We start from the raw sequence: 23,483 nt of genomic DNA, 5'->3' as shown, positions 1-23,483 counted from the left end.
TATTGGCTCCCTGGCGGTATAGAGATGACCGATTTGCACTGGACCGTGCCCGTTGTGCGCTGGGCGACGGCACCGGCGACCTTATCACCGTCGACCGGCCTCGACTATATCGATCCGATGCTTCGTCGTCGTCTGTCGAACCTGTCACGCATGGCGCTGGTCGCCGCCGTGGCGTGTCTTCGCGATCCAGCGCCGGGAGACGAAGCAAGCACGATGTCCGGCGAGGGCGCGCCCGAATTGCCACGGCAACAAACGTTGCATCCGGCTGTGTCGTCGACGGCGGGCGCTCCTACGGGCGTACGCATGGTCTTTGCGTCACGTCACGGTGAGTTGCGCCGCAGTACCGATATCCTGCGCGCGATCAGCGCCGGCCAACCGGTGTCTCCCACCGCATTCAGCCTTTCGGTGATGAATGCGATGACCGGGGTGTTCAGTATCGCCCGGCATGACCGCAGCGCCTCGAGTGCGATGTCGGCTGGGCCTGAGACATTGGGCTATGCCTTGCTCGAGGGCTATGCGCAATACGTGAGCGATCCGACGTCTCCGGTGCTGGTGGTGTATGCAGATGAAACGGCGGACCCCATTTTTGGGGCGATCCAGGATGAGGTCGAGGGCGGCGCGGTAGCGGTTTTGATTTCCCGTAATGGACAGGGCTATTTGACGTGCGGCATGGTTTGCGACGGTGCAGTGCCGCAGAGCGCGACCTGCGCGACGCAGAGCGCGGCATTGCGCCAGGTGCTGACACATGGCGGTGCGGCCACGTGGCGTGGTGCCGCTGGCTACTGGACGTGGAGCTGGGCGGATGCGTGACGCCATGGTGGTCCGGTCAGGGCCTGTCAATCAGGGATGGCGTCTGCTGGCCACCGGGATGGCGTTTGTCGTCTTCGGTGTGAGCGGTGCGGCCTTCTCCGCGTGTTTCTTGCCATTGATGCTGTTATGGCCGCATCGGGCGTCGCGGCAACGTGCGGTTGTTTTTGGGATTCACTGTTTTTTTCGCAGTCTGGTCGCGGCGTTGCGATGGTTGCGGGTCATGCATGTGGATGCGCGCGGCGTGGCGCGATTGCGGCAGCGGGGCCCGTGCATCGTCGTCGCGAATCATCCGACCTACCTGGATGTAATGGTCCTGTTGTCGATGACGCCGCGCGCATGCTGCGTGGTGAAGAAGGCGCATTGGGGCAACCCTTGTTTCTGGGGGATCGTGCGGGCCGCGGCGTATGTCAGCAACGCCGATCCCGAAGCCCTGGTACGCGACGGTGCCCGGCGACTGGCGGAAGGCTATACGGTGATCGTCTTCCCGGAAGGCACGCGCAGTCCAGGACCGGATCGCTTGCATGCCTTTTCGCGCGGTTTCGCGCATATGGCATTGCAATCGCATGCTGACGTGTTGCCGGTGCTGATGCACTGTTCGCCTCCGGCGTTTACAAAGCGTATGCGGTGGTATGACGTGCCGCCACGGGCTTTTACCGTCCATGTGCGTGTACTGGAACCGCTTGGCATGGCGCGGGCCGAACCGGTGCGGCCAACACCGGAAGCAGTCGACCGGAAAGTCGGCACGCCGTCACTGGCATTGGCGGCGCGGCGTCTTACCGCGACGGTTGAAACCTTGATGTATCAGCGCTTGAAGGACCATGGATTCATTGAAACGTGAGTTGAAGCAGTTGTTGATCGATGCGTTGGACCTCGAGGACATGACCCCCGCGGACATCGATGATGACGTGCCGTTGTTCGAGTCCGATGGGATCGGCCTGGATTCCATCGATGCGTTGGAGATCGGCATCGTCTTGCGCAAGCACTACGGCCTGACGATCGCGGCCAATGACGCAAGCACGCATCAACATTTCCGGTCCATCTCGACGTTAGCCGCGATGATTGTGGCCGCGCGGGCCGATGGCGGCGCGACCCCGCCGGAGACGGCGGCGGCACGGGATAACGGTAATGGAGAAACGGTGTGACGGAACAAGATATCCTCGATCGCCTTCGCGACATTTTTGAAGAGAATTTTGAGATATCGCCATCCCGCGTCACGCCGGATGCGCATTTGTTTTCCGATCTCGATCTCGACAGCATCGATGCGGTCGACCTTGCAATCAAGCTGCAGGAAATGACGGGACGGCGGCTGCAGCCGGAGGAGTTCAAAGCTGTACGGACGGTAGGTGACGTGGTCCGCGCCGTGGAATCATTGCTCGCCACGCAGCAATGATGCTGGCGGTCGCGCGTGTCGCGGTGCGGCTGGCCTATCCGGCACTGATCCTCGGGAGTTGGCATTGGGAAGCGCCGCGTCTGATGGGGCTGTTGCTGCTCGCGCTGTTGTGGTTGCAGCGCGTGCTCGGCGGCGGCCTGATCGGGAGTGCGTTGCGGCGGATGTCGCCATTGGACTGGAGCGTTGCCGTCGCGTTGAGTGCCGCCTCCTGCGTGATCGCGTTGACCGGCGATGAACGGTTGCTGCGTTTATATCCGGCGTTCGTGAATATGGGATTGCTCGTCGCGTTTGCCGCGACGTTGCGGCGCGGACCATCGATGATCGAGCGCTTTGCCCGGCTGCAGACGCCAGATCTCGATCTGGCCGGCCAGGTCTATACACGCCGGGTCACCGCGCTTTGGTGTGTTTTTTTCGTCGCCAACGGTGGCTTTTCCGTCTATACCGCGTGTTCCTGGACCGTTGAGGCGTGGGCGCTGTATAACGGCGCCATTGCCTATTTGCTGACGGGGACCTTGCTGTTGGGCGAATGGCTATATCGTCGTTTTGTCGTGCGTCCCCCTGGCGAGGAGTCGCGGGCCGCGCGGGAACCCGGTCACCGTGATGGCACCGTCGGCGACAACAAGGGCGGGGCACGGGCATGAATCGCCTCCTGCCGCTGCACCGGGTATTCTGCACGACGCCAATCGAGGAGGCGCAAGATCGGCGCGCGTCTGATGCACCCCGCTTTCGCGCCGATACCCTGCTGTGTTTTGATAAAGGCGCCTGGTTGTCCCACGGCGATTTCGTCGCTGCCGGTCGCAAGGTGAGTGCGTGGGCGCGCACCACGGCGCAGCGCCCCGTGCCACGTGTGCTGATCTTCCTGGACGACCCTTTCGATTTTCTTTGTGCCTTGTTCGGTACGATGGCCGCCGGATGTCGTCCGGTGTTACCTGCGCACGACGCGCCTGCCTATTGGGACACGCTTGCAGCGGCCGATGCATACGATGTCGTATTGAACGCCGATGTGTATGCACGGATTCTGGGCGCCGCGGCCGATGATGAGCGACGCGCGGCGAGCGATTCCGACCGCGCCGGCGAGCGTGGCACCGACGTGCCGCGGCGCTCGGCGCGCGCGGTGCGGCGACCGTCGGACAGGCCGACGGTGTCGACGGATGGACCGATCGATCCCCATGCGGTGCTGACCTTGTTCACGTCTGGCAGTACCGGTGCGCCCAAACCCCTTCACAAGACATTGGCGCAACTCGATGCGGAAATCCAGGGGTTTGCCGCACAATGGGGCGATATATTCGATGAGGTGATCTGCCAGTCCAGCGTGCCGCACCACCATATTTACGGACTGACGTTTTTCCTGCTATGGCCGCTGGCGGCAGGACGCCCATTCGACCGCGCGCGGTGCACTGGTCCGGGGGATTGGCAGGCCCTGCCGCCACATTGGCCCCCGTCACGGGGCACCGATCACGTGGCGTCGCATTTCGGACGCCTGATCGTCTCCACGCCACCCCAGCTGTCACGTTGGCCTGCGTTGTCGGGCTTCGATACGTCGGCAGACACAGCGGTGCGATGCGCTTTCCTGTCGGCGGGCGCACCGTTGCCGCACGAAACGGCATGCGCGTATCTACGCACCTTCGGCGCGGCCCCGTTTGAAATCTATGGCAGCACCGAAACCGGGGCCATTGCGACGCGGCAGCAACGCCTGGGCGACCCCGACCCTTACTGGACGCCGTTGCCAGGACAGGCCGTCTGGCGTACCGACGCCGGTACCTTGGCGGTACGGTCCCCGCATCTGCTGGCGGGAAACGATCCGCTCATGGCGGATGAAGGTTTCCACACCGCGGATGCGGTCAGCTTTGTCGAGCATGTCGATAACGGCGATGGAGCGCGTGACGGCGGACGCGTGCCTGCCCGGTATTTTCGTCTGGAAGGGCGTATCGACCGCGTGGCGAAAGTGTCGGGCAAACGCGTGTCCTTGCCCGAAATCGAGAGGGCGCTGGAGGTGCATCCATTTGTACGGGAGGTTGCGGCCGTTACGCTGACGCAGGCCGATGTCCGGGAGCGGGAGCGTGTCGGCGCGGTGATCGTGCTGCGCGACGCAGGTAGCGCCGTGCTCTTCGAACAGGGGCGGGCCGCCGTGGTGAAACCATTGCGACGCCATCTGTCCTCGCATCTGGACCCGGTGGCGGTGCCGCATTACTGGCGCTTCCTATCCGCGTTACCGTACGACGCACGCGGCAAGTTGCCGGCCATGCAATTGCGTGCGGTGTTCGCGCCGTCGGGTACGCTACCGGACGTGTTGTCTTATGCGTCGATGCCGACATCGGACGGGGTGGTGCGGTGGCGTTACACGCTGCGGGTGGTCGCCTCGCTGGTGCAGTTCGACGGGCATTTCCCGATCCAGCCGATTCTGCCCGGTGTCGCGCAATTGGATTGGGCCGCACGATTCGCCTGCCGCCATGTCGACGCACTTGCCCGTGTCCGGTCGGTCGAGCAGTTGAAATTCACGGCACCGATCATGCCTGGGACCACGTTGACCTTGACGCTGACGCATCACGCGTCCCGCAGCCGCGTTGCATTCGTTTTCGAATCCGAGGGGCGTTCTTGCGCCAGCGGCCTGCTTTACTATGGCGACGACGATGCGGCTGCCTTGGCTTTGGAGGCAACGCGTCAATGAGTGCGTGCCGTCCTTGCATCGTCATTCCGATCTATAACCACAAGGATCAGATCGGGCAGACCGTCGCGCGCCTGGCGGTGCATCGTTTGCCGATCATCATCGTCAATGACGGCAGTGACGCCGCGACGCATGCGGTGCTAGACGCGCTTGCCACGCCGCCGAACACCAATGCGTCGCCGCCGGTGACGTTGTTGCATCTCCCGCGCAATGGCGGAAAGGGCGCGGCGGTGATGGCCGGATTGCTGGCGGCGCGTATGGCGGGATTTTCGCATGCGTTGCAGATCGATGCCGATGGCCAGCATGATGCGGCGGACGTCCCGCATTTCGTCGCGGCCGCCCGGGCGGCGCCGGGGGCCGTTATCGTGGGACGCCCGGTCTATGATGATTCGGTGCCGGCGGCACGCCTGTATGGACGGCTGCTGACCAATGTCTGGGTCTGGATCGAGACCTTGTCCCTGACGATCCGCGACGCAATGTGCGGCTATCGCATGTATCCCTTGGCTGCGACGTGCGCGTTGATCGACACGGTGCGCCTGCCGACCCGGATGGATTTCGACATTGAGGTCCTCGTGCGCCTGTACTGGCGTCGCCTGGCGTTTGTGACGGTGCCCACCCGGGTCGTGTATGCCGCGGGTGGCCTGTCCCACTTCGACATGCTATGGGACAACGTTCGCATCAGTCGCAGTCATACGCGCCTGGTGTGCGGCATGCTATTGCGCCTGCCGGTATTGCTGGCGCACAAGGTGATGTCGCGGCATCGGGACATCGTGCCGACGTCGGACCCGGCACACCGTGCCGGATGGTGGCGGATGCGCGAGCGGGGCAGCGGGCTCGGCCTGGCGTTGCTGGCGATGAGTCAGCGGTGGTTGGGCGCGCGCGTGACACGCTGGTGGCTGCACCCGGTGGTGGCCTATTTCCTGCTGACCGGCCGGGTCGCGCGTGCGGCGTCGTTCGATTATTTCGCGCGGCTTGCGCGTCATACGGGCGGCACGTCGCCGGTACCGGGATGGGCCAGTACATACCGGCAGATGTTCGCCTTCGCCGAGTCGGGACTGGACAAGATGCTGGCCTGGTCTGGACGTCTGCCGATGTCGCGCGTCATTTTCGAGGACACCACCGCATTCGACACGCTGGTGCGCAGCGGCCGCGGCGCGTTGATCATCGGTGCCCATCTGGGTAACCTGGAGATGGCCCGGGCCTTGAGCACCCATGGTGGGCGCGCGCGCAGCACGGGTCAACCGGTACGCGTCACCGCGATCGTCTACACCGAACATGCCAAGCGCTTCAACGCGATGCTGGAAAAGGCCGATCCACGCTTTACCGCGCAACTGGTACAGGTAGACGATTTCGGGCCGCAGACGGCGATCATGATGCAGCAGCGCATCGATGCCGGAGAATGGTTGGTCATCGTTGGCGACCGGGTGCCGGCCCGCGAAGGCGGCAGAACCGTGACGGTGCCGTTCCTCGACGGCGGGGCGCCGTTCGCACAAGGCCCATGGGTCCTGGCGCATGCGCTGGCCTGTCCGGTCTATCTGTTTTTCAGTGTCAAGTCGCGTGGGCGATACCATCTGCACTTCGAATCGTTTGCCGAACGCATCGTGTTGCCGCGTACCGCTCGGCAAACCCATATCGCGACCTGGGCCGGGCGTTTCGCGGACCGTCTGGCAAACCACTGCCGCGCGGCGCCGTATCAGTGGTTCAATTTCTACGATTTCTGGGCTGGTGCCCGCTCACCTGGAGACAACTCGTCTGATGGCCGTTCATGACACCGCCAGTCGGAGTGTTCTGCTGAGTGCCAGCACGACGCTCGAAGTGCCGTTCCACGATGTCGACGCAATGTGCGTCTGCTGGCATGGACACTATGTGAAGTACCTGGAACTGGCGCGCGCGCTACTGTTGCGTCGCTTCGACTATGACTATCCGCAGATGCAGGCGTCAGGCTATCTCTGGCCCGTCATCGACTTGCATCTGCGCTATGTAAAGCCGGCGGTCTATGGCCAGCGTATCGTTGTTCGCGCGGATCTGCTGGAATATGAAAACCGGCTACGTATTGCCTATGAAATCCGGGATGTCGAAAGCGGTAAGCGGCTGACGAAAGGGCAGACGATTCAGGTTGCCGTGGAAGCGGCAACGCAAGCGCTGCAATTCGTCTCGCCGCCGATCGTTGGTGACAAGCTGGCACGGGCAAGAGGCGCGGCATGAAGACGTTTTTTCAACACGTCACCGCCGCCTCGCGGCCGATAGCGGTATCGGCCGCGGTGTCGATCGTGCTGTTTTCGTGGGGTGCGTCGGTTCATGCGCAGCGCGTGCCGGACACGTCGCGCGCGCCTGGTCTGCCATCGTCCACGCAACCTGCCGGGCAATCGGCGTCCCATCAGCCCGATGCCATGCTGGTTGGTCACATCACGGCGCAACTGGGGCAGTATCCCGTGGTCCAGGCGCGCTACACCCAAACGCAGACGCGCGCGGCGCTGCGCCGTCCGCTGACGAGCGGCGGTGTCCTGCTGTTCGCCCGAGACAGTGGCGTGGTGTGGACGATCGATCGTCCGATGCATGCTGTATATACGATCACGGACCGTGGCGTGCGCCAGGTCGACGATGCCGGCGCCGATGCGTCGCCCGCACAAACGCCGCCCGCCGCCGCGGCGCAGGTATCGCGCATGTTGCGCGCGGTGCTTGGCGGCGACCTGTCCGCGCTATATAGTCAATTCGATGTCAGCGCGCAGGGCACTGCCACGCGTTGGCGCATGCGACTGGTGCCGAACCAGCCGCAGATTGCCCAGGTCCTGCGTCAGGTCGATCTGGAAGGGGGGGACTTCGTGACGTCATTGGACATCGTCCAGGCGAATGGCGATACGTTGCAGTGGTCGTTCGCGGATCAGCACGCGCTTCCCGCCATCCCGGGACGTGAACGTGCCTGGCTGTCCGCAAGATGATGCGGGATCGGAGGCGTCGGGCGGCCTGGCGCATCAGGGTGGTCTGGATCGCGCTTGCGGCCTGCGCCATCGGTTTCGCGGGTTGGCGGTTCTGGGTCGTGACCGATCCCGCGCCATTGCAGACCGATCTGCTCGCCTTGCTGCCTGGAAGCGCGACCGATCCCGCTGTCGATCACGCGATAGATCGTTTGACCGATGCCGTCGGCCAGCGTGTCGTATTTCTGGTCGAAGCCGATGATCCCGCACAGGCCCGCGCGGCGGCGCAAACGTTCGCCGATGTCTTGACGCAAGCAGGTGGGGCGGCGCCGGGGCGTCACTCCGCGACAACGTCGCCGCTTTTCACCAGCGTCATCGCAAAATTGCCCGCGTTCGATCTGTCGCGGGTCGGGGCCACGTATCTGCCGTTCCGGTTTGGTTTGTTGACTGCTGCGGATCGCGCCACGTTGCAACGCCTGGATGGCGCGGTGGCGCCGGTCCGACAGGCGGCAATACGGCAATGGCTTGACGCGCGCCTGTATGCGCCGGAAGCGTCGGCGGGGGGCGGGGCATTGCAGGCATCGCTGGCCGACGATCCGTTCGGATGGTTGACCCACTGGTTATCCGCGCTGCCGCTCGCACAAACGCGCCTGCAGCTCGATCACGGTTTCCTCGTGACGCATCCGGGCACCGCCGCGGCGGGAGCCGATGTCGCGGACACACGCATTGGTGTCCTGTTGTTTGCGACGCTGGCGGGATCCCCTTATGCTACGCAAACGCAGCAGGCGCTGATCGAAGCCGTCGCTTCCGGTGAAGCGGCGCTGCGGCGGCAGCACGTGCCGGGCCTCTCGCTGGCACGATTCGGCGCCGTGTTTTACGCCGAGGCGGCGCGCGCGTCGGCGCAGCGGGAAGTACATCTGATCGGCCTTGCATCGCTGGCCGGTATCGCGTTGTTGATGGTGTGGGTGTTCCGGTCGCCGCGCTTGTTGCTCCTGGGGTTTCTATCCACGGCATTAGGCGTGCTGTTCGCCATCGACATCACGCTTGCCATCTTTGGCCAACTCCATCTGTTGACGCTGGTCTTTGGCGCCAGCCTGATCGGTGAAGCGGTGGATTATTCGATTCAGTACTTTGTCGCGTACTTCGAGCAAGGCGCGGCGGCAAGCGGGATACACGATGACAGTGCGGGCGGTTCGGCCCGCGAGAACACCCCGGCACGTCGCGCGGCGCGGGTGGTGCGGCCGGCGTTGACGGTGGCGCTGGCGACAAGCCTGCTTGGCTATGCGGTGTTGGCGGCGGTCCCGTTTCCGGTGCTGCGCCAGATCGCGTGTTTCGCGTTTGCCGGCATTGCCACGGCATTCCTGTGCGTGCTGACGCTGCTTCCCACGCTGATGCCGCGATTGCAGGCGCCGCGCGCCGCATCGCGAACCGCGCTCTTTGCACGCGCGGGACGCGGGCTGACGTGGGCGTATCGCATGCTGCAAGCGGGGCGCGTCTGGCCGGTGGTCGTTATCCTGATGGTGCTTGCCGCCCCCGGTTGGTGCTTGCTTCACAGTGACGACGATATCCATCTGCTGGTGCAGCGCGATCCGCGTCTGCTTGCACAGGAAACCCGGATTCGCAACGCATTGGGGAGCGACGACAGCACGCAGTTCTTCCTCGTGCGGGGTCGCGATGACGAGGCCGTGTTGCAAGGCATGGCGCGTCTCGATGCGCTGTTGCACGAGAAAAAAACACTCCCTTCATGGCAAAGCCTCACCGCGTTCGTGCCGCCAGCAGGCACGCAGCGTGGCGACGCGGCACTACTCGATCGCGTGGTTTTCGACGATCCCGCCGTGTTGCGGCATATCCTGATCGACGCCGGATTACGAGACGATGTGATCGATCGCTGGCTGGCGGCGCATGCCGCGTCCGAGGCACCCGCATCGGACGGTGCATTGGTACGTGCGTCCGAGATGGCGCATGGCGCGCGCCCGGTTCTGCAGGTGCGGGATTGGCTTGCCGCACCGTGGTCGCAACCGTATGCCCGTCTATGGTTGGGCGCCTTGGGCGGCAAACCGGGCGAGCCTGCCACGCCGGCCGCCGTGATGCCGTTGCAAGGGGTGAGCGAGGACAATGTCGCGGCACTACGGGAGATCGCCGCGCAAGCTGGTACCGCGGACATCCGCGTCGTCTTCGTGGACAAGGCGCGCAGCGTGTCCGCGCTGTTCGGCGCCTATCGGGTGCGCGGCGCATTTTGGCTGCTCGGCGTATCGGTGTTGATTCTGGGCTTGTTATCATGGCGGTATGGCGTGGGCGGCGCGGGACGGGTGTTGCTGCCCACCGCGCTGTCCGTTGGTGTCGTCCTGGCGGCGTTCGGCTATCTCCATCAACTGCTGACGTTGTTCAATGTGCTGGCGTTGATGCTGGTCTTCGGCGTTGGCGTCAATTACGCTGTCTTCCTGCGCGAGGGATGCATGCGGCTGGCGCGCGACGCCATCGGCGCGACGGCGCGCTGCATGTCGCGAACGTCAGCGGAAGCCGATGTCGCGGCCGACAGTGCGTTGGGCGCGGTGTGGGTGGGCGTGTTGTTGTCCGCGGCCACGACGTTTCTGTCGTTCGGTCTGCTGGCATGCAGCGCGATGCCGGCTTTACGCAGCTTTGGCCTGACGCTGTCGATAGGCATCGGGGTGGCGGTGGTGTTGTCGCCCCTGGGGATGCCATTCGACCCTGCCCGGCGTTCGTTGTTGAGTAAAGCAGCGCGCGGGGTTGCCGGTGCGCGCGACGGTGCACGGAATGTCTAAGCTATGAGCGCTATTTTTTCGCCACCGGTATATTTGCGCGCGCTGGGCCTGACCAATGCGCTGGGCTGCGGGGCGGACGCTGTGGTGGCCTCGGTGCGGGGCAACGTGGCGCCCGGCATGGGGTTGGCGGATACGCTGACCGGCCCCGCCTATGTCGGCAGGGTGCTGAGGTTGCCGTCCTGGGAGGCGGCATTGCACGCGCTCGATGCCGGCTTGCCTGACTGCACCGCGAGGCCGTCTTTCGCGCAATGGCAGGCGGCGTTGTCCCGTTACGACTGCCGGCATAATCGGATGCTGCTAGCCGCGTTGCTGCAGATTCTCCCCGATACGGCCGCCGCGATCGAACGCTTCGGCGCGTCGCGCGTGGGTGTGGTCCTCGGCACCAGCACCTCCGGCATCGAGGCGGCCGAGCGCGCGTTCCAGGCGCAATCGCCGGCGGGCACGCTGCCGGCAAGCTTCGATTACCGGCAGATGGAAATCGGCTCGGCGGGTCCATTGACCGCAAGCGTGCTGGGGGTGCGGGGGCCGTCCTATACGCTGTCGACAGCCTGCACGTCCAGTGGCAAGGCCATTGCCGCGTCGCGTCGCTTGTTGCAACTGGGACTCTGCGATGCAGTGATCACCGGCGGTGTCGACTCGCTATGTGAATTGACGTTGCAGGGTTTTGGCTCGTTGGCCTCCACCAGCCTGACGCGGTCCAATCCGTTGAGCGTCAACCGCAACGGCATCAATATCGGTGAAGGGGCGGCACTGTTCCTGATGTCGCGTGATGCGGGCGGGGTGTGGCTGGCCGGCGTCGGCGAGTCGAGTGACGCGCACCATATCTCGTCGCCGGACCCGGCCGGTGTGGGCGGCGAACTGGCATTGCGCGCGGCGCTCGACGATGCGGGCATCCCCCCCGGCGCGATTGGCTATGTGAACCTGCACGCCACCGCCACGCCGAAAAACGACGAGATGGAAGCGGCGATGATGGCGCGGGTCTTTCCTGGGGGTGTACTCACCAGCGGCACGAAGCCCTTTACCGGCCATATGCTGGGTGCCGCATCGGCGACCGAACTGGGTTTGCTTTACCTGATGCTGTCGCGCGACGACATGCCGATGCCGCCCCACTGCTGGGATGGTCAGGCCGATCCGGCGCTGCCATTACTGAACGTCGTGCGGCCCGGTCAATTTCTTGCCCGTCCCGATCCGTCGGCACCGCATGGCGGGCGGCGCTTCCTGATGAGCAACTCGTTTGCCTTCGGTGGTAATAACGTCAGCTTGATCGTGGGGGACCGATGACGTCGTTTCCACCGATCATCGATTGCTTGCCGCATCGGGGACCGATGCTGCTTGTCGAGCGGATACTCGCCAGCGATGACGACACGATCCAGGTGGTAGCGCAGGTTGACGCAATGGCCTGGTATGCCAACGCGGACGGCGCGATGCCGGCGTGGATCGGCGTCGAGCTGATGGCGCAGTCGATCGGCGCGCACATCGGGCTGCGTGCGCTGTCAGGCAAGTCCGCGGCGCGGCCCGGTGTCTTGCTGGGTACCCGACGTTATAGCATGGCCGTGCCTTGCTTCGCCGCCGCTAGCCGGCTTGTCATCGAGGCCGAACGGGTGCTCTGGACCGAGGACGGGCAGGGTGCCTATGCCTGTACGATTCGTCCCTTTTCTGAGGGTCCGGCGCGACCGGTCGCGTTGGCGGAAGGGGTGGTCAAGGTATTTCAGCCCACCGATTTTGCGGCATTCAGCAACAGGAGTGAAAGGCAATGAGCCGACGCGTTTTGGTGACTGGCGCGAGTCGCGGTATCGGCCGCGCGATAGCGTATCGATTAGCGGAAGACGGTTTCTCCCTGGGTGTACATAGTCGTGTTGGCACCGCGGGCGGTGAAGCCGTCGCGCAAGGCATCATTGCTCAGGGCGGCAGCGCGCGCGTGGTGCAGTTTGATGTACGCGATCGCGCCGCCAGCCGTACCGCACTGGAAGCGGATGTCGCGGCGCATGGTCCGTATTACGGCATCGTCTGCTGTGCCGGCATCACGCGTGATGCGGCATTTCCCGCGCTGAGCGGCGATGACTGGGACACCGTCATCGAGACCAGCCTCGATGGTTTTTACAACGTCGTGCATCCCTTGACGATGCCGATGGTGCGGGCGCGTGGTGGCGGGCGCATCGTGACCATCGCGTCCGTATCGGGTGTGATGGGCAATCGCGGCCAGGTGAATTACAGTGCCGCAAAGGCGGGGTTGATCGGGGCGACGAAGGCCTTGGCCGTCGAGCTTGCCTCGCGCAACATCACCGTCAATTGTGTCGCCCCTGGTCTTGTCGATACGGGGATGCTGGATGGCATCGCGGTCGAGCATGCGCTGAAACAGGTGCCGATGAATCGTATCGGTGATCCGGCCGAGGTGGCGGCGGTAGTTGGTTTCCTGATGTCCGATTCGGCCTCGTACGTGACGCGCCAGGTGATTGGCGTCAACGGTGGAATGATCTGATGAACGGTTTGCGTACCGCGACCCTGTCGCCCACGGCCAGCAACGGGCGCCGACGGGTGGTCATCACCGGTTTCGGCGGCGTCACGCCTTTTGGAGACAATTGGGAGGTCATTGCACAAAGGCTGGCCGAGGGACGCAATGCCGTATGCCGCTACGATGCCTGGGACGCGTTCGACGCGTTGCATACACGGCTGGCCTGCCCGCTGCCGGATTTCACCGTGCCGGCCCATTACCCGCGCAAGAAAACACGTGCGATGGGACCGGTGTCGTTGTACGCGGTGCGCGCCAGTGAGTTGGCGCTCGCCGACGCCGGGCTCGGCGATGGCGGCCCGCATGACGTGCCGATCGCCGATGGGCGGATGGGCGTGGCGTACGGTTCGTCGTCGGGGTCGGTCGAGCCAATCCGCGCCTTTGGCACGATGCTGCAGAGCGGGTCGATGCGCGACGTCACATCGAATACCTATGTGCAGATGATGCCGCACACCGCGGCGGTCAATGTCGGCCTGTTCTGGGCGCTGAAGGGGCGCATCATCCCCACGTCGTGTGCGTGTGCATCGGGCTCCCAAGCCATCGGCTACGCGTACGAAGCCATTGCGCATGGGCTGCAGGACATGATGATCGCGGGTGGGGCCGAGGAATTGTCCGGACCCGCGGTGGCGGTATTCGATACGCTGTACGCCACCAGCACGCGTAACGATGCGCCGGCCCTGACGCCACGCCCGTTCGATCGCGACCGCGATGGCCTGGTCGTCGGCGAGGGTGCCGTGTCGCTGGTGCTGGAAGCGTATGAACACGCGGTGGCGCGGGGTGCGCGCATTCATGCGGAGATCGTGGGGTTCGGTTCGAATTCGGATGGTGGCCATATGACGCAGCCGGCCAGCCCGACCATGGCGGTCGCCATGCGTATCGCGTTGCGCGATGCGGGCCTGCCACCGTCGGCGATCGGTTATTTGAATGCGCACGGTACGTCGACCGATCGGGGTGACCAGGCGGAAAGCGAGGCGTCGCATGCCGTATTCGGCGAAAGGATTCCAGTGAGTTCGCTCAAGAGCTATGTCGGCCATACCTTGGGTGCGTGTGGTGCGCTGGAAGCCTGGTGGACGATCGAGATGATGAATCGGGACTGGTTCGTGCCGACTTTGAATCTCGATCACGTCGATCCCGCTTGCGCGCCGTTGGATCACATCATTGGCGCGCCGCGAACGATGCGGATCGACTACGCGATGAGCAATAACTTTGCATTCGGGGGGATCAACACGTCGCTGATTTTCGCGCGGGTCGACGGCGGCGCCCAGGATGGGCGTGCCGTCGTGGGACCGGGCGCCGCGACGACTTCCGGTCGTGACCACGATGCCGCAGGTCCAGGCCCGGAGGGTGTGCGGTGACGTCGAACGCACGGCGTGTCGCCGTTACCGGCATCGGCATTCTGTCCTGTCTTGGGAATACATGCGAGACGGTATCATCGGCACTCCGAACCGGTTATTGCGGCATCGAGGCGATGCCGCAATGGCATGCGCGTGGCATGGGTTCGCAGATCGCGGCCCGCGTGCGGCTGGACGGCATGATGCCGTTCGCGCGCCGCTACGAACGGTTCATGGGTAATACGGCGCGCTTCGCCTGCCACGCCGCCCGCCTCGCATTGATCGATGCGGGCCTCGATGCGCAAGCGCTGTGTTCGCCGCGTGCCGGTGCCGTCATCGGGTCCGGCAGTGGCGCGCTGCAGGCCTATGACGATGCGATGGCGCTGGTGGGCACGCGCGGCGTCGAGCGCGCGTCGCCGTTCATCGTGCCGCAGGTCATGGGCAATACGGCGTGCGCCAGCGTGGCGCAGGTTTTCGGCATCGAAGGCATCACCTATGCGGTCTCGGCCGCCTGCACGACCTCGGCGATCGCGCTCGGCCAGGCCGCGGAATTGATCGCATGCGGTGCGCAGGACGTCATGCTGGCAGGCGGCAGCGAGGCCTTGCATGACAACACGGCCCTGATGTTCGACGCGATGGGCGTGTTGTCACTAGGATTCAATGCCGCGCCCCACACGGCATCACGCCCCTACGACAGCGCGCGGGACGGGTTCGTGATTGGCGAGGGGGCGGGCGTCTTGGTGCTCGAGTCACTGACCCATGCGCAAGCGCGGGGCGCCAGGGTGCTCGCGTTGCTCGATGGTTATGGTCACAGCACGGACCCCGGCGGTTTCGTGTCGCCCGGCGCGGCGGGTATCGCCCGCGCCATCGGGACGGCGTGGGCGGCCACGGATCACGCGCTGCTCGATTACATCAATACCCACGCGCCGTCGACGCCGCAGGGCGATTTGGCGGAAGCCGAGGCGTTACGCCGGGTCTTCGGTAGCGCTGGCGGGATACCGGCTTTTTCATCGACGAAGGCGTTCAGCGGTCATACGCTGGGAGCCTGCGGTGTACACGAGGCGATCTATACGTTGCTGATGATGCGCGACGGTTTTATCGCCGGCAGCATGGGGCCACGGACGTCCGGCGTGGTCCCGCCGTGCGATCCGGTGTTCGCCGATCTGCCACTAGTCACGCAGACCCGTGCCGCACGCATCGCGCGGGCCATGTCGGTATCGTTCGGTTTTGGCGGCAGTTGTGCCGCCCTGTGTTTTACGCGAGAAGAGACTGACGAATGAGTAGCGCGATACAAACCGTGGTGGACAGTAGCGGCGGCGTCGGGCAGGCACCCCGTGCCGGGGTCGATGTCGATGTAGCGATCATCGGCGCCGGCCCCGCGGGTGCCGTGGCGGCCGCGTTGCTGCGGCGCGCCGGGCATGGCGTGCGCGTCATCGAGCGCCAGCATTTCCCGCGATTCTCCATTGGGGAAAGCCTGTTGCCGCAGAGCATGGCGTATCTCGAGGCTGCCGGCATGTTGCGCGCCGTGGTCGAGGCGGGCTTCCAATACAAGAACGGCGCGGCGTTTTTCCGGGGCGACCAGTATGCTGCCTACGATTTCCGGGATAAGCATTCCGAAGGATGGGGCACGACCTATCAGGTAGTGCGCGCCGATTTCGACCATATCCTGGCGCAATGCGCGGCACGGCAAGGGGCCGATGTGCGCTATGGCGAGACGGTCACCGCATTCCATGGTGGCCCGACCCCGATGCTAGAACTAGTCGATGCCAACGGCCGTGCCGATACGGTACGCGCGCGTTTCGTTCTTGATGCAAGCGGTTTTGGTCGCGTGCTACCGCGCCTGCTCGATCTTGAAACGCCCACCGGTATGCCGGAGCGTGCGGCGCTGTTCGGCCATTTTGTCGAAGGGCGGGCGGCACGGGAAAGCGATCGGACGAAGATCGGGGTCCATGTTCACCCTGTGCATCGCGATGTCTGGTTCTGGCGCATTCCGCTGTCCGACGGCCGATCGTCGATTGGCTGCGTCGCGGCCCGCGCGTTTTTGGTGCCCGCCGACGGGGTGCCGTTGGCGGATCGCTCCGAAGCGGAACAGGACGCGTGGCGCGAAAGCCGCTTGCGTGCACTGATCGGCGAGGAACCGATGCTGGCACGACTGTTCGATGGTGCGACGTTACGGATGCCTGTGCGCACCTTGGTGGGCTATTCCGCGAACGTGGCGCGGCTGCATGGTGATGGCTATGCGCTGCTCGGCAATGCGGGGGAGTTCCTGGACCCGGTATTTTCTTCGGGCGTGACGATAGCGCTGCGCTCCGCGTATCAGGCCTCCGTGGTATTGGATCGACAACTGCGTGGGGATACGGTGGACTGGCACGCAGACTACGATGTGCCCTTGCGAAAAGGCATCGATACTTTCAGGGCCTTCGTGGAACGGTGGTACACCGGCGAATTGCAGGACATGATTTTCTACAAGGCGCAGACGCCGGCGATCCGGCGAATGATCAGTGCCGTGCTGGCCGGTTACGCATGGGATGAAAGCAATCCGTACGTGCGTGATCCGGTGCGTCGGTTGAACGCATTGCATCAGATCTGCACGATGTCGGAGTAGGTCAGGCGAGGGGGGCAAACGCCTCACGCAATGTCACACAGCGCCATTGCCGCGCGGCAATCGCCTGCAACACGCGCGGCAGTACGGCGAGCGCGACCGAGGTCCCATCAGTCGGCAATCGCGCCGCGCCGCGGTCGTGCAGCAACAGGATGTCTCGGGGCGCCACGCCCTCGAGCAGGCGGCGCGTCACGACATCGGCCGAGGTTTCGCGGGTATCAAATCCGCGGCGCGTCCAGCTCGCCAGTCGCAGATCGGCACCTTGCAGGATCGGGTCCAGGAAAAGGTTGCGCAAGCCGGCGGGGGCGCGAAAAAACACCGGTGCCTGGCCGGTCAACGCCTGTAGTGTGCGCTGGCCTTCCCACACTTCGCGGCGAATCAGCGATGGTGGACTGACCGAGAAGGTATGGCGGTGGCGCTGGGAATGATTTTCCACGCCATGCCCTCGCGCAACGATATCGCGGACGATACCGGGATGGCGCAATGCGTGTTCGCCGATGCAGAAAAACGTCGCCTTGGCGCCGGCAGCATCGAGGAGGTCGAGAATCCGCGGTGTGTCGTCCGGGTCTGGACCATCGTCGAACGTCAACGCGATCGCATCGCGATTCGCCGGAGTATCAGGGAGTTGGCGCAGATTGGGGCCGAGCAACGTGGTACGGGGTAACAGGCCGGCGGTCGTGACGGTTGCGTGATTCAGCAATGTTCCGGCCAGCCACCAAGGCCAGGTGCCGGGAGCGATGGCCAGACCGAGAAGGGCCGCGGCGTGCCAAGTATAGGTAGCATCCACTACGAAGGCACGCCGGGTGACGGGCCAGAAACGCCGGTCCTGCGGGGTAACGAACGTCTCGGGGGATTCGGGCGAACTGCTCATGGGAGAGGCCGCATGAAAAAAAGGCCTGCATTTGCAGACCTTTTTCAAAATTTTGGTGCCCAGGAGAGGACTCGAACCTCCACACCTTGCGGCACATGGACCTGAACCATGCGCGTCTACCAATTCCGCCACCTGGGCCAAAAACCGCGAACCAGGAAAGTGTTGGTGCCCAGAAGAGGACTCGAACCTCCACACCTTGCGGCACATGGACCTGAACCATGCGCGTCTACCAATTCCGCCATCTGGGCCAACTAAACCTGCCGCGCTTCCAGCTTTACCGCTTTTCGGTGCCTCGTGCCCCGTCTTGCGGAAGGAGGTGATTTACCGAGCCTCGCGCACTGCAACCCGTTGATTTGGTGCCGCGTTCGCTGAGAGAAGCGTATTATATAGATCGAACTTTTGGTGTCAACATTTTCTTTGCGATGACGCGGTATTTCGGCAATAGGCTCTTGCCAGTCGTCGTATCTGCCGTCCGTCCGCGCGGTGCAATCAGGCGGATACCCGAAAGCACGGGGCAATTCGGACCCTGATGGTAGAATGTGCCGATATAGTTCGTGCCGGGGCACGGGGTACGCGCAGCGCGTGCCGCCACCGTGAGCCATAACCGGCACGCCGACAGCCGATTCAGATTAGGTACGACACATCCGCGTGAAAAGCCGACAAGCCCGGGAAAAGATCACCGATAAGCCCGCCGACCAGACGGCTCGGGAGCAGGCCCCAAGACATGGCGCCAGACCAGCCCCCAAGCAAGCCTCGACGCAGTCGCATCAGCCGACGCATCATTCAGCGAGCAAACCGAGCATGAAATCAGGTCCCAAGCCGGGCCGTTCCTTCGGGGACAAGTTCGCCCCGCGTCCCCCCGTGAAATTCGCCTATACGGTGCCGAGCCGCGAGGAAATCCTCGCGGTGCTGCGCGCATCCAGCACGATATTGACGGCCGAAGGCGCGGCCGACGCGATGTCCATCAAGCTCGAGGAGCGTGATGGTTTCTTCAAGCGCCTTAACGCGATGGAGCGTGACGCGCAGGTTCACATCGACGCCAAGGGTCTCGTCCATCCCGCAGCCGCATCCAGCTTCACCGCGGGGCGTGTGCAAGCGCACCGGGATGGGTTCGGCTTCCTCGTGCCCGACGACGGCAGCGACGATTTGTTCCTGTCGCATCAAGAGATGTCGAAAATCATGCATGGCGACCGCGTGTTGGCGCGGGTGACGGGGCAGGACCGTCGCGGTCGCCCGGAAGGGCATGTCGTCGAAATCACCGAGCGTGCGATCAAGCGCGTGATCGGTCGCGTGATCAACGAGAACGGTACCTATGTCGTGGCGCCCGAGGACAAGCGCATCGGTCGGGATGTGATGATCGCCCCGGGCGGCCTGAATGGCGCCAAGGCGGGGCAGATTGTCAGTCTGGAGATCACCGACTATCCGAGCCGCCATTCGCAAGCCAGCGGGAAGATTGTCGAAGTGCTTGGCGAAGTGGATGATCCGGGCATGGAAATCGAGATCGCGGTGCGCAAGTATGGCGTACCCCATCTGTTCTCCGATGCGGCCCTGGCACAGTCGTCCAGGCTGCCGGACGACGTGCAGGGGCATGATCTGCACGACCGTGTGGACTTGCGTGACGTGCCCCTGGTGACGATCGACGGCGAGGACGCGCGCGACTTCGATGATGCGGTCTACTGTGAACCGATCAAGATTGGTCGCGTCAACGGTTTCCGTCTGCTGGTCGCGATCGCCGATGTCTCGCATTACGTGAGACCGGGCGCCGCGCTGGATGCGGATGCGATCGAACGCAGCACGTCGGTGTACTTCCCGCGACGCGTGATTCCGATGCTGCCGGAGAAGTTGTCGAACGGGCTGTGCTCGTTGAATCCGGACGTCGACCGCTGCGTGTTGACCTGCGACATGATCATCACGGCGAAGGGTGAGGTCAAGGCGTACCAGTTCTATCCGGCGGTCATTCACTCCGCGGCGCGTCTCACGTATAACGAAGTGGCGGCGGCGCTGTCCAATACAAAGGGTCCGGAAGCGGCGAAGCGGGCCGCCGTGCTGCCGCAACTGCAGAATCTCTATGCGGTCTACCGTGCCTTGCTGGAAGCGCGGCAGCAGCGTGGCGCGATCGATTTCGAGACGACCGAAACGTACATCGTATGCAATCCGCAGGGCAAGATCGAGCAGATCATCCCGCGCACGCGTAACGATGCGCACAAGTTGATCGAGGAGTGCATGCTGTCGGCGAACGTCTGCGCGGCGGACTTCCTGAAGCGCAACAAGCACCCGGGCCTGTACCGTGTCCACGGTGGCCCGAACGCCGAGAAGCTCGAGAACCTGCGCACGTTCCTGCGCGGTGTCGGTCTGACGTTGAACGGTGGCGATACGCCGCACGCCAGCGATTTCGCTTCGTTGATCCTGCAGATCAAGCAGCGGCCGGACGCGCCGATGCTGCAGACGATGCTGCTGCGCTCGATGCAGCAAGCGGTCTACAGCCCGGAAAACGTCGGCCATTTCGGCCTGGCCTACGAGGCGTACGCGCACTTCACCAGCCCGATTCGCCGGTACCCTGATTTGCTGACGCACCGCGCGATCAAGGCGATCCTGGAGGGCAGGAAGTATGTGCCGGACGCCGGCGATGTCGCCTTGAATACGGCGATGTCGATGAAGGTACGCAAGCAGAAGCCGGGTGCGAAGGCGAGCGAAGCGAACGATGCCGCGAAAAAGCCCAAGGGGGCGAATGTCGCGATTTGGGAATCCTTGGGACTGCACTGTTCGTCGAACGAGCGGCGCGCCGACGAAGCCTCACGCGACGTGGAGGCTTGGCTCAAGTGCTATTTCATGCGCGATAAGCTGGGTGAGGAATTTGGCGGGTCGATCAGCGGCGTGGCACCGTTCGGGGTATTCGTCACACTGGATTCCTTGTTTGTTGAAGGCCTCGTGCACGTGTCCGAACTAGGGAGTGACTATTTCGAATACGACGAGGTTCGCAACGAACTGCGCGGTGAGCGCACCGGTATCCGTTACGGTCTGACGGACCGGGTCCGGGTGCAGGTCGGCCGGGTCGACCTCGATGCACGCAAGATGGATTTCCGTCTGATTCGCGATACGCCGGACGCGGGTGGCCCCGCCGGCAAGATGGGCGGGCGTAACAAGACGGGCAAGGCCGGGAAGGGCGGCAAGGGGGGCGGCAACGGTCATGCCGGTAACGGCGGTGCACGGATCGACAGCGCTGTCGTGGCCACCGGCAACGTTCAGGTTTTGACCAGTCCGGTCACCTCGCCGATCGCGTCGTCACCCGTCGCGACGGCTACACTGCCCACACCTGCCATGCGTTCCCAGCGCGTCGAACAGGTTGAACAAGTCGCACCGATAACGGCGGCGGCGCCTGCACCTGTCGTGGCAGTGGCGCGGCCGGTTGTCGCATCGGCGCCCGACGTCGCACCCGCCAAGAAGGCCGCGGTGAAAAAAACGGCCGCGAAGAAAGCGGCAGTGGTGGAGAAAGCCGTGGCGAAGAAGGCGCCGGCGGAAAAGGTTGCCGCAAAGAAAGCGGCTGTCGTGGAGAAGGCGTCGGCAAAGAAGGTGGCGGCCAAGGCAGTGGACCAGGTGTCCGCAAAGAAGGCGGCGAAGAAGGTCGTCGCCGCCGATAAGGTGCCGGCCAAGAAAGCCGCGAAGACCGGAGAAAAGCGTGCCGCTAAGGGTGCTGTTGAAGCGCCCGTGCCAACGGCAAAGGGTGCGAAAGCACCGGCCGCCGCGAAGAAGGCAACGCGTGGTCGTGCCAGGCAGGGCAGTGCGGACGGGGATCTGTTCGCCGACCTCGACGCGCCAGCCTCCGGCTCGACGTCGGCGCGTGGCGGCGCCGCGCTGGGTGCCGGGGATGGTTTGGCGGTGCATCCGAAGTCGGCGCCAGCCAAGCGTTCACGCGCCAAGCGGACCGTATAAAGCGCGTTGCCCGAGGGCACGCGGTATCACTGACCCACGCCGGCATCCCGTCGGACGTGGGTTCATTTCTTTTTGACAGCAGCAGGTATCGAGCATGGCGAAGTCCAGGGTCCTTTATGGTTTTCACGCGGTCACGGCCCGGTTGCGGCATGATGCGGCCAGTGTCGAAGAGATTTATTACGAATCGTCGCGGCGTGACAGGCGCATGCTCGACTTCCTGAAGAGCGCGAAGGAAACGGGTGTGCGCCTCATCGCCGCGGACGGCGTACGTCTGACGAAGATGACGGGCGGTCGTGATCACCAGGGCGTGGTGGCATTGGCCGCCGAGGCGCCGCTGGCGCAGTCGTTGACGGAACTGCTCGATGTCGTCGAAGGGCCGCCGCTGCTGTTGGTACTCGATGGCGTGACCGATCCGCACAACTTGGGCGCTTGCCTGCGCGTGGCGAATGCGGCCGGCGCGCACGCGGTGGTCGCGCCGCGCGACAAGGCGGTCGGCATCAACGCGACGGTGGCGAAAGTTGCCAGCGGCGCCGCGGAAACCACTCCGTATATCATGGTCACGAATCTCGCCCGTGCACTGCGCGAGTTGAAAGATGCCGGTGTGTGGATCATTGGCACGTCCGACGACGCCGTGCCGAGCGTGTTCCAGACCAAGCTCGAAGGTCCGGTCGCTATCGTCATGGGTGCCGAAGGCGAGGGCATGCGACGCCTGACCCGGGAGACGTGTGACGAGTTGATGCACATTCCGATGCGGGGAAGCGTCGAGAGCCTGAATGTCTCGGTGGCAAGCGGCATCTGCTTGTTCGAGTCGGTGCGGCAACGGATGGTGGCAACGCCAAAGGCCTGAGCGCGCGTGGCATGCGGTGTGGAAACACGCTGGACACAAGGGCAGCGAATGCGCGACGCGGCACGATGCGACGCAAACGAACAATCAGCAGGGGCGACAATAATGGATAAAGCCAAGCAGGATGAGTTGAAGCGCTGGGTGGGTCAGGCTGCCGCGGACTATGTACTGAAATCGGTACCCGAAGGCGCCGTGGTGGGGGTGGGTACCGGTTCGACCGTGAATTGCTTCATTGACGCCCTGGCGCCACACCGTGCGCGTTATCGCGGAGCCGTATCAAGCTCGGTTGTGACCACACAACGGCTGAAGGACCATGGTTTCCTGGTGATCGATGCCAACGACGTCGATTCGCTGCCTATCTACGTCGACGGCGCCGATGAGATCGATGCTGCTGGCAACATGATCAAGGGCGGCGGTGGGGCGCTGACGCGGGAAAAAATCGTGGCGGCCATGTCGCCGACTTTTCTCTGCATCGCCGATGAATCCAAGCGCGTACCGGTACTGGGTGGTTTTCCGTTGCCGGTGGAAGTCGTGCCGATCGCGCGTGAGGCCATCGCGCGCCGTTTCATCGCGATGGGCGGCACGCCCGTGTTGCGTACGCAAGCCGACGGTAGCCCGTTCACGACCGACAATGGTCAGCAGATTCTCGATATCACGGGATTGCGCATTGACGCGCCATTGGCGTTCGAGCGGCAGGTAGTGGAATGGCCCGGGGTGGTGACGGTGGGGGTGTTCGCGCTGCATCGCGCACGTATCGGCATGTTTGCCACGGCGCAGGGCGTGGAAACGGTCGACTATGCCTGATACGGACGGGTGACGGTAAGCACCGGCAG

Annotated in this window: 19 protein-coding genes, 2 tRNA genes and 1 pseudogene; 19 read left to right on the top strand and 3 right to left on the bottom strand. The window is 64.1% G+C overall.

What is annotated here, in order from left to right:
* Nucleotides 1–24 precede the first annotated feature (24 nt).
* From SJQ66_RS24145 to SJQ66_RS24070, 16 genes and pseudogenes are all read left to right on the top strand, one after another.
* On the top strand, nt 25–810 hold the full coding sequence (locus SJQ66_RS24145; protein ID WP_253465632.1) for a beta-ketoacyl synthase chain length factor: 786 nt from the start codon (nt 25–27) through the stop codon (nt 808–810).
* Nucleotides 803–1,648: a lysophospholipid acyltransferase family protein gene (locus SJQ66_RS24140; protein ID WP_236693628.1), complete on the top strand. Its 846-nt coding sequence runs from the start codon at nt 803–805 to the stop codon at nt 1,646–1,648. Before SJQ66_RS24145 ends, SJQ66_RS24140 begins: the two co-directional genes overlap by 8 nt.
* Nucleotides 1,629–1,952 (top strand): phosphopantetheine-binding protein, encoded by a 324-nt coding sequence (locus SJQ66_RS24135; protein WP_046153915.1) that lies wholly within the window; start codon nt 1,629–1,631, stop codon nt 1,950–1,952. The genes SJQ66_RS24140 and SJQ66_RS24135 overlap by 20 nt, the downstream gene beginning before the upstream one ends.
* Nucleotides 1,949–2,200 carry an acyl carrier protein gene (locus SJQ66_RS24130; RefSeq protein WP_046153914.1) on the top strand — a complete coding sequence of 84 codons (252 nt, stop codon included), beginning with the start codon at nt 1,949–1,951 and terminating at the stop codon, nt 2,198–2,200. Before SJQ66_RS24135 ends, SJQ66_RS24130 begins: the two co-directional genes overlap by 4 nt.
* Nucleotides 2,197–2,841: a COG4648 family protein gene (locus SJQ66_RS24125; protein WP_320534633.1), complete on the top strand. Its 645-nt coding sequence runs from the start codon at nt 2,197–2,199 to the stop codon at nt 2,839–2,841. The genes SJQ66_RS24130 and SJQ66_RS24125 overlap by 4 nt, the downstream gene beginning before the upstream one ends.
* Nucleotides 2,838–4,868: an ApeI family dehydratase gene (locus SJQ66_RS24120; protein ID WP_320534632.1), complete on the top strand. Its 2,031-nt coding sequence runs from the start codon at nt 2,838–2,840 to the stop codon at nt 4,866–4,868. Before SJQ66_RS24125 ends, SJQ66_RS24120 begins: the two co-directional genes overlap by 4 nt.
* Entirely contained in the window at nt 4,865–6,634 is a 1,770-nt protein-coding gene (locus tag SJQ66_RS24115) for a glycosyltransferase family 2 protein (protein WP_253465620.1), read from the top strand. Before SJQ66_RS24120 ends, SJQ66_RS24115 begins: the two co-directional genes overlap by 4 nt.
* A complete protein-coding gene (locus SJQ66_RS24110) occupies nt 6,621–7,070 on the top strand; it encodes an acyl-CoA thioesterase (RefSeq protein ID WP_046153385.1) in 450 nt (149 codons plus the stop codon). The genes SJQ66_RS24115 and SJQ66_RS24110 overlap by 14 nt, the downstream gene beginning before the upstream one ends.
* Nucleotides 7,067–7,804, top strand: coding sequence for an outer membrane lipoprotein carrier protein LolA (locus tag SJQ66_RS24105; RefSeq protein WP_320534631.1), 738 nt, complete (start codon nt 7,067–7,069; stop codon nt 7,802–7,804). The genes SJQ66_RS24110 and SJQ66_RS24105 overlap by 4 nt, the downstream gene beginning before the upstream one ends.
* Complete coding sequence (locus SJQ66_RS24100; RefSeq protein WP_320534630.1) at nt 7,801–10,563, top strand: MMPL family transporter; 2,763 nt, start codon at nt 7,801–7,803, stop codon at nt 10,561–10,563. Before SJQ66_RS24105 ends, SJQ66_RS24100 begins: the two co-directional genes overlap by 4 nt.
* Before the next feature lie 3 nt (nt 10,564–10,566).
* Nucleotides 10,567–11,844 (top strand): beta-ketoacyl-[acyl-carrier-protein] synthase family protein, encoded by a 1,278-nt coding sequence (locus tag SJQ66_RS24095; protein ID WP_036006461.1) that lies wholly within the window; start codon nt 10,567–10,569, stop codon nt 11,842–11,844.
* The gene (locus SJQ66_RS24090) at nt 11,841–12,320 is read left to right on the top strand and encodes a hotdog family protein (RefSeq protein ID WP_253465610.1); all 480 of its coding nucleotides are present in this window, start codon (nt 11,841–11,843) and stop codon (nt 12,318–12,320) included. The genes SJQ66_RS24095 and SJQ66_RS24090 overlap by 4 nt, the downstream gene beginning before the upstream one ends.
* Nucleotides 12,317–13,042 carry a 3-ketoacyl-ACP reductase FabG2 gene (locus SJQ66_RS24085; protein WP_024901289.1) on the top strand — a complete coding sequence of 242 codons (726 nt, stop codon included), beginning with the start codon at nt 12,317–12,319 and terminating at the stop codon, nt 13,040–13,042. The genes SJQ66_RS24090 and SJQ66_RS24085 overlap by 4 nt, the downstream gene beginning before the upstream one ends.
* Nucleotides 13,042–14,322 (top strand): annotated as a pseudogene (locus SJQ66_RS24080) (beta-ketoacyl-ACP synthase); the annotation flags it as partial. The gene SJQ66_RS24085 and the pseudogene SJQ66_RS24080, both read left to right, overlap by 1 nt.
* A 101-nt stretch (nt 14,323–14,423) precedes the next feature.
* Nucleotides 14,424–15,683: a beta-ketoacyl-[acyl-carrier-protein] synthase family protein gene (locus SJQ66_RS24075; protein WP_320534629.1), complete on the top strand. Its 1,260-nt coding sequence runs from the start codon at nt 14,424–14,426 to the stop codon at nt 15,681–15,683.
* Complete coding sequence (locus SJQ66_RS24070) at nt 15,680–17,008, top strand: NAD(P)/FAD-dependent oxidoreductase (protein ID WP_024901286.1); 1,329 nt, start codon at nt 15,680–15,682, stop codon at nt 17,006–17,008. Before SJQ66_RS24075 ends, SJQ66_RS24070 begins: the two co-directional genes overlap by 4 nt.
* Before the next feature lies 1 nt (nt 17,009).
* Here the strand turns inward: SJQ66_RS24070 and SJQ66_RS24065 are convergent, their stop codons facing one another.
* From SJQ66_RS24065 to SJQ66_RS24055, 3 genes are all read right to left on the bottom strand, one after another.
* Complete coding sequence (locus tag SJQ66_RS24065; RefSeq protein WP_320534628.1) at nt 17,010–17,876, bottom strand: polysaccharide deacetylase family protein; 867 nt, start codon at nt 17,874–17,876, stop codon at nt 17,010–17,012.
* A gap of 53 nt (nt 17,877–17,929) precedes the next feature.
* A tRNA-Leu gene (locus SJQ66_RS24060) sits at nt 17,930–18,014 on the bottom strand.
* 25 nt (nt 18,015–18,039) lie between these two features.
* Nucleotides 18,040–18,124: transfer RNA gene (locus tag SJQ66_RS24055), tRNA-Leu, on the bottom strand.
* Nucleotides 18,125–18,677: 553 nt separating this feature from the next.
* Between SJQ66_RS24055 and rnr the strand changes: the two genes are divergently transcribed.
* From rnr to rpiA, 3 genes are all read left to right on the top strand, one after another.
* Nucleotides 18,678–21,806 (top strand): ribonuclease R, encoded by a 3,129-nt coding sequence (rnr, locus tag SJQ66_RS24050; protein ID WP_407691519.1) that lies wholly within the window; start codon nt 18,678–18,680, stop codon nt 21,804–21,806.
* Between the two features lie 94 nt (nt 21,807–21,900).
* Nucleotides 21,901–22,653, top strand: a complete 753-nt coding sequence (gene rlmB / locus SJQ66_RS24045) for a 23S rRNA (guanosine(2251)-2'-O)-methyltransferase RlmB (protein ID WP_024901283.1) — start codon at nt 21,901–21,903, stop codon at nt 22,651–22,653.
* 102 nt (nt 22,654–22,755) lie between these two features.
* The gene (gene rpiA, locus SJQ66_RS24040; protein ID WP_024901282.1) at nt 22,756–23,454 is read left to right on the top strand and encodes a ribose-5-phosphate isomerase RpiA; all 699 of its coding nucleotides are present in this window, start codon (nt 22,756–22,758) and stop codon (nt 23,452–23,454) included.
* The last annotated feature ends 29 nt before the right edge of the window (nt 23,455–23,483 follow it).

Origin of the sequence: Robbsia andropogonis (assembly GCF_034047095.1) — a bacterium.
Taxonomy (GTDB): domain Bacteria; phylum Pseudomonadota; class Gammaproteobacteria; order Burkholderiales; family Burkholderiaceae; genus Robbsia; species Robbsia andropogonis.
The sequence above is the reverse complement of the archived record's forward strand: the minus strand, read 5'-3'. Positions and strand labels throughout refer to the sequence as shown.

Bases quoted from the DNA above. Each gene is read 5' to 3' on its own strand.
- SJQ66_RS24115 (WP_253465620.1), top strand. From the start codon at position 4,865: ATGAGTGCGTGCCGTCCTTGCATCGTCATTCCGATCTATAACCACAAG.
- SJQ66_RS24110 (WP_046153385.1), top strand. From the start codon at position 6,621: ATGGCCGTTCATGACACCGCCAGTCGGAGTGTTCTGCTGAGTGCCAGC.
- SJQ66_RS24125 (WP_320534633.1), top strand. From the start codon at position 2,197: ATGATGCTGGCGGTCGCGCGTGTCGCGGTGCGGCTGGCCTATCCGGCA.
- SJQ66_RS24105 (WP_320534631.1), top strand. From the start codon at position 7,067: ATGAAGACGTTTTTTCAACACGTCACCGCCGCCTCGCGGCCGATAGCG.
- SJQ66_RS24085 (WP_024901289.1), top strand. From the start codon at position 12,317: ATGAGCCGACGCGTTTTGGTGACTGGCGCGAGTCGCGGTATCGGCCGC.
- SJQ66_RS24065 (WP_320534628.1), bottom strand. From the start codon at position 17,876: ATGAGCAGTTCGCCCGAATCCCCCGAGACGTTCGTTACCCCGCAGGAC.
- SJQ66_RS24100 (WP_320534630.1), top strand. From the start codon at position 7,801: ATGATGCGGGATCGGAGGCGTCGGGCGGCCTGGCGCATCAGGGTGGTC.
- rnr (WP_407691519.1), top strand. From the start codon at position 18,678: ATGAAATCAGGTCCCAAGCCGGGCCGTTCCTTCGGGGACAAGTTCGCC.
- SJQ66_RS24140 (WP_236693628.1), top strand. From the start codon at position 803: ATGCGTGACGCCATGGTGGTCCGGTCAGGGCCTGTCAATCAGGGATGG.
- SJQ66_RS24135 (WP_046153915.1), top strand. From the start codon at position 1,629: ATGGATTCATTGAAACGTGAGTTGAAGCAGTTGTTGATCGATGCGTTG.
- rlmB (WP_024901283.1), top strand. From the start codon at position 21,901: ATGGCGAAGTCCAGGGTCCTTTATGGTTTTCACGCGGTCACGGCCCGG.
- rpiA (WP_024901282.1), top strand. From the start codon at position 22,756: ATGGATAAAGCCAAGCAGGATGAGTTGAAGCGCTGGGTGGGTCAGGCT.
- SJQ66_RS24145 (WP_253465632.1), top strand. From the start codon at position 25: ATGACCGATTTGCACTGGACCGTGCCCGTTGTGCGCTGGGCGACGGCA.
- SJQ66_RS24120 (WP_320534632.1), top strand. From the start codon at position 2,838: ATGAATCGCCTCCTGCCGCTGCACCGGGTATTCTGCACGACGCCAATC.
- SJQ66_RS24070 (WP_024901286.1), top strand. From the start codon at position 15,680: ATGAGTAGCGCGATACAAACCGTGGTGGACAGTAGCGGCGGCGTCGGG.
- SJQ66_RS24095 (WP_036006461.1), top strand. From the start codon at position 10,567: ATGAGCGCTATTTTTTCGCCACCGGTATATTTGCGCGCGCTGGGCCTG.
- SJQ66_RS24090 (WP_253465610.1), top strand. From the start codon at position 11,841: ATGACGTCGTTTCCACCGATCATCGATTGCTTGCCGCATCGGGGACCG.